This is a genomic window from Bacteroides pyogenes DSM 20611 = JCM 6294, assembly GCF_000428105.1.
GTDB lineage: Bacteria > Bacteroidota > Bacteroidia > Bacteroidales > Bacteroidaceae > Bacteroides > Bacteroides pyogenes.
Genome location: NZ_ATZH01000062.1, coordinates 1 through 5,718 on the forward strand (window position 1 = coordinate 1; position 5,718 = coordinate 5,718).

Consider the following 5,718-nt stretch of genomic DNA (forward strand, 5'->3'; position numbering starts at 1 on the left):
GGAGTCGTGAAAGAGAATCATTATCAGCATAACTTCTGCTTTGGACATAGTGGAGGAACGATGATACTTTCTCTTGTGAACCAGCCTTATAGTATATTTTGCCATCATGGCATCAAAAAACTTGCAGAAATCGTCTGCCATACAAAATATTTCAATAACTTTGTCTTCGGTGATCATAGCGATTTTTGTTTGTAATCCTTTGTTTTTTAGTACTATAAAGTTACAACAAATTTCGCTAATCACCAAATTTATAAGCACTTACAATTCGTCGAACTCACGTTAAATAGAAATGAAGTATACGATAAGACGGTAGTTTATCAGTAATAAGAAGGCTGATTCTTAATATTGGGGTAATGAATAAAATATATTCATAAACGTGTAGAAACGAGCTAATTTTAATTCAAAAACCGAACATTAATGCTTGTCTACTTACCACTATATTTACTCGGCTGCATCCCGAATTGTTTCTTGAACAATGAACTGAAATACTTCGTGTTGACGAATCCGGTTTCGGCGGCGACATCGGTTACGCTTTTACCTTCTTTCAGCAGTTCGGCAGCTTTCTGTAACCGGATGATACGGATAAACTCTTGCGGTCCTTTTCCCGTCAGTGACTTAAGGCGACTGTAGAACAGTGTCCGACTCATTGCCATTTCATGGCACAAGAGATTGATGTTGAAATCGGGTTCATCCAAATGTTCAAGAACAAACCGGGTAGCTTGCATGATAAACCGGCGGTCACCCTCGGCCATTGTTTCGCTTGCTGTCGTTACGTTTTTGTTGTCGATACTTTCACTGTTTTCATTGTCGTCACGTTTGCCGCCCGCCTCTACTTGAGCGATGGCTTGCCGCATGAAAAACTGCCGTTGCCTGTTTCGATTGTCAATCAATCTTTGTACTTTCAATTTCAGTATCTCTGTACTGAATGGTTTGGGGATATAATCATCCGCGCCTTTCTTCAATCCTTCCACTATTGCTTCGTGGTTAGCCTTTGCCGTCAGCAGAACGACGGGAATACCCGATGTGTCAGGATTTTCCTTGACCATTCTGCAAAGCTCGTCACCCCGTATGCCGGGCATCATGACGTCGGAGAGGATGATATCCGGATATTTATTGGCGAGACAGGCGATAGCTTCGTGTCCGTCGGCAACATCAATCACCCGATAGAGGTGTTCAAAGGTCTGGCGGAGGTAGTGACGGAGAGTTTCGTGGTCTTCTACAATGAGCAATGTATTCCGGTCGTCCGGATCTTTTATTTTATCCGTTTCGTGGCTGTTATTATCCGATGTGCCGGCAAGGTGTTCGAGGGATGATTCGTGCGACACGGGTTCGGTTACGGTGGTGGTTCGCGGCAATGTTACGATGAAAGTAGTTCCCTTGCCCTCCTCGGAACAGAAAGTGATTTTTCCATGCAGCATCTTTACAATGCGCTGCACCTGCAACAGTCCGAATCCGGTTCCTTCTTCCTGTGACTGCCGGGCATTTTCGGCTCTGTAAATATCGGAGAAGATATGCTTTTTCGCTTTCTTCGGTATGCCTATTCCGTTATCTTTCAACGAAAGGATGGCTTTGCGTTTCGTGGCTTTCAAATCCAGACTGATTTCTCCTTGGGGCATGGTGTATTTGCAGGCATTGGAAAGAAGATTGTCGAGTAACATCTCTATCAGGTGTTTGTCGGCCGAAACGAAAACGGATTCGTCGGGTTGGGTCAGATTCAGTGTCAACTGCTTCTTCTCGCAAAAAGACCGGAAGACGGAGACTTCTTTCAGCAAAACTTCATTCAGACAAAGCGGAACCGATGAAGAAGATTGCTTGTGGGCGTCTACCTTTTCAAATTCGAGCAACTGTGTGATGAGCGAATGGAGTTTCCGGGTGCTTTCATGGGCCAGATTCAGGAAATAACGGGCCTTGTCCGAGAGATCCTGTTCCCGGTTCAAATCCTCCAGCGGCGCCATGATAAGCGTCACCGGCGTGCGAATGTCGTGCGCCGTGTCGATGAAGAAACGTATTTTGTCTTCGTCGTATTTCTTTTGGAGCTGGTTGCTCTTATAGCGCAGGATGAAATAGAAAACGAAGCCTATTATAAACAGGTAAATAGTCCAAGCCCACCATGAGTTCCACCATGGCTGGCTCACTTTCACTTCTAAGGTGCTTTCGGAGATAGTCTTTCCGTCGCTGCGCCGCAGGCTGCGCACCTTAAAAAGATAAGTGCCCGGCGATACCTTGGTGTAGGATGCCTTCCCCTCGGCAGACGATTTGCTCCAGTCATTGTCATACCCCTCTAAAATATGCTGATAGACAATATCGCGCTCGAAACGATAGTTGATAGATTCAAAAGAAACGGTAAACGAGTTGTATTTATAGCCGAGCCGTACTGCACGGTCGGCAAGCATATCATGAATGGCAGGTTTCAACGATTCTTCTTCCTGGACGTTTTGATAATCAACTGTCAGCCCTGTGAAACGCAGGAGCGTCCAGTAGTCTACGGTTGAAATGTCGAGTGGCATGATAAAGACAGCGCCATCCGTGCTACCATACACAAACTCGCCGTTCATCAACCGGGCAAATGAGGATTTGTTATATTCCTTGTCTATATTGCCCGCATAGTTGAGGTTCGACACGCGCAGGCTGTCTATCAAGGCAATTCCTTTTCCGGTGCTGACCCACAAGCGTTTCTTGTCGTCTCGCTGCAAACTATATATATCGTTGGACGGCAATCCCTCTTGAACAGTGAAAGTCTTTACCGTCCGGTTTTTCATATCATATAGATTCAATCCTCCTCCTTCGGTTCCCAGCCACACGGTTCCGTCGTCATTGAACAGCATAGAGATGATATAAGCACTGACATTCTGATTGTGAAATTCCTGGGAATTGGCATAGTGCTGTATATTCCCTGTATGTTTGTCCACCAGGAAGAAACCATTGACGGTAGCCACCGCTACCCGGTTTCGGTCGATAGGTTCAATGGATTGTACCCAATTCACGTCGAAAGACCGTCTGCTGCCTTTTTCTTTTTCAAACATGATCAGGCATCCGTCCAGACCTCCTATCCATAAGTCTCCCTCCATGTCTTGTCTGACGGAGAAAATATAATTGGTGGTCAATTGCCCTTGTTGCTTGGTGAGATGGCGTAACACGCGTCCGTTGTTATCCAGTAGATACACTCCGTCTCCGTACGTTCCTACCCATACGTTCCCATTTCCGGATGTGCAAAGAGAAATGGTTACGATTTCTTTCAGCACGTGTTTCCAAGTGCCTGACAGGGTGTTTCGGATGCTGATTCCATCATCGGTAGCGAACCATTGGTTGCCATCCGGATTTTCTTCGATATCATTTACGTTGTTGCTGATGAGAGAATGGGTATTTCCCTTTTCGTGTGCTAATATCGAAATGGGATGTTTCAGCAGGATAGCCACGGATACACCTCCCGTATAACTACCTATCCAGATGTTGCCCTGGTCGTCTCTGGTTACGGCATATACGCCGTTTCCGCGCAGGTAAGTATCTGTGTCATCTTTGGTGTTCATCAGTAAACGGGCTTTCTTGGTGTCCTTGTCTATCGCATACACACCGCCACCGTCTACGCCTATGAGTATGGTATGTACATCATAGTCTGTAATTGCCCGTATCGGATGAAGGAACGTGCTCCCTTGTCCCTCCAGCGCAAGCACTTTGGAAGTGTCGAGGTTCATCACAGACAAACCGCTGCCAAATGTGCCTATCCAGAGTTCTTTTTTTTGTTTGTCGCAGAACAATGTTTGTACATTCCACCCCTCCAGCAGCTGGCGTTTCTTATCCGGCAGGGCGTGTGACAGTTGCCAGACTCCGTTAGAAGTACCCACAAAAAGCGACTCGCCGGCAAATGCGATGTCGTTGACATATTGTCCTTTCAGCACGGCAACTATACGATGGTCCGCTTCTTGCTTGTATAGTCCTTTATCCGCCCCCATCCACCAGGTTCCGTCACTATCCAAACAGAGTTTGTTCAAGATGACTTCTTCCTGAATCAATTGTCCCAGGTGGAGGACTTGTTCAAAATAATCCAGGATGGTGGAATATCGGTAAATTCGTCCGGTATGGTCGTAGGCAAACAGTCCTTGTTGTGCGTCGTACAATAAGTAAAGCCTGCGTCCGGCAAGATCGCCATAATAGAAACTGCCCGGCAAATCATAGTTCTTTACCGTATGACCGTTGTATCTGTCTATTCCGGTTTTTGTAGCAATCCACATCGCACCGTCTCCATCCTCGACAATCGAAAAAACACGTTGACTACTAAGGCCTTCTGCATAGCCTACATGCCTGACATCGAACATCCGGTTGGTCAGTTCGGCTTTGACAGCCATATTTATCATTAGTAGTAAGGTGATAACAAGATTAAAACGAACCATATTCTTTTAATTGTTGACATTACAAAGAAAACCCGTTGACGGAATTAAAATTATAAAAAATTTATGACTAAAAAGTTGTGCATAATACTGATTATTAGTGCATTAATGATTCTTAATCAATAAGTAGCTAATTCATATATGCACAACCTATATGCAATATTCGCAAAATTTCGTGACATCTGCAAGCAGGTTGCGGGTAATTTGGTCAACGAACAAGGTAATATACCTCGATGTGGTGTCGTTTCCAGATTTTCCGACTTGGAAGTGGTTGCTCTTAATATGGCTTCTGAACCCATTGGCATTGACAGCGAATCCCTTTTGTTTGTTAAACTGAGAGAATATAAATCTGAGATTCCTCACTTAATATCTCGTCGGCAATACAATGACAGACGAAAGTTCACGGCTTCTCCTTGTATTGTCATTCGAGAAAAGATGGCAGAAACTATTGATGGTGGTGAAGACTACTTCTGTATAGATTCAAAACCGATAGAAATCTGTCGCCCTGCCCGTACCAAGCGATGTTGGATGGGCAAAAATGAAATAAAAAAAGCTCCATCGGTTGGATATTGTGCATCACAAGGAGTTTATTACTACGGTTATAAGTTACATGCTGTGTGCGGATTGAGTGATGTTATTCACTCCTTTGACTTGACAAAAGCAAGCGTACATGACATTCATTATCTGAAAGACGTTAAAGTGGATTACTCAACCTGCACAATAATTGGAGATGGAGGCTATATCAGTGCTGATGTGCAGCTGGATCTATTTGAGACCGCTCGTATCAGATTGGAAGTTCCGTATAGAAGCAATTAAAAAAGATTGGAAACCGACATTTGCATGCTTCGTCAAGGCTAGAAAAAGAATAGAAACTTTATTCTCACAGTTTTGTGACCGGTTTATGATTGAACGAAATTATGCGAAAGACAAGAAGGATTGTTTACCCGAATTATCGGTAAAATTAGCGCACTGACAATCCTCCAATATATTAACTACAAAAATCAAAGACCTATTGGCAGAATTAAATATGAACTATCAATACTTCGGTAAATTTTTACCGAAAAATTAAAAGTCAAACAATAGAACCGGCAAAAGTCGGTTCGAAAACACTAAAGAGGTCATTGAAATGTTGTCAAAACGAATGGTTAAGCATGAAGAAATGTGCTGAAAAAAGTGGGCTAACCTGCTGAAAATAAGGGTGAAAAGTATTGCATAATTCGTTGAATTTTAGTAAATTAGAAGTCTCTCAACTCTTCTGATTATGACTAAAGAAACACTCCTTATGCAATACCAATCCGAGTGCCTGTCGGCTCTCAAATCAGTCGTGAATATA

The 5,718-nt window shown here is 43.8% G+C and carries 1 protein-coding gene and 2 pseudogenes; 1 reads left to right on the top strand and 2 read right to left on the bottom strand.

From position 1 onward, the window contains the following. Together C234_RS18080 and C234_RS0112665 are read right to left on the bottom strand one after the other, a co-directional pair. Positions 1-177, bottom strand: a pseudogene (locus tag C234_RS18080) (IS982 family transposase); the annotation flags it as partial. Positions 178-425: 248 nt separating this feature from the next. Then, positions 426-4,388 (bottom strand): hybrid sensor histidine kinase/response regulator transcription factor, encoded by a 3,963-nt coding sequence (locus C234_RS0112665; RefSeq protein ID WP_027326067.1) that lies wholly within the window; start codon positions 4,386-4,388, stop codon positions 426-428. 63 nt (positions 4,389-4,451) lie between these two features. Here C234_RS0112665 and C234_RS16460 point away from each other — a divergent pair. Continuing rightward, positions 4,452-5,435: pseudogene (locus tag C234_RS16460) on the top strand (IS982 family transposase). Positions 5,436-5,718: the final 283 nt, after the last annotated feature.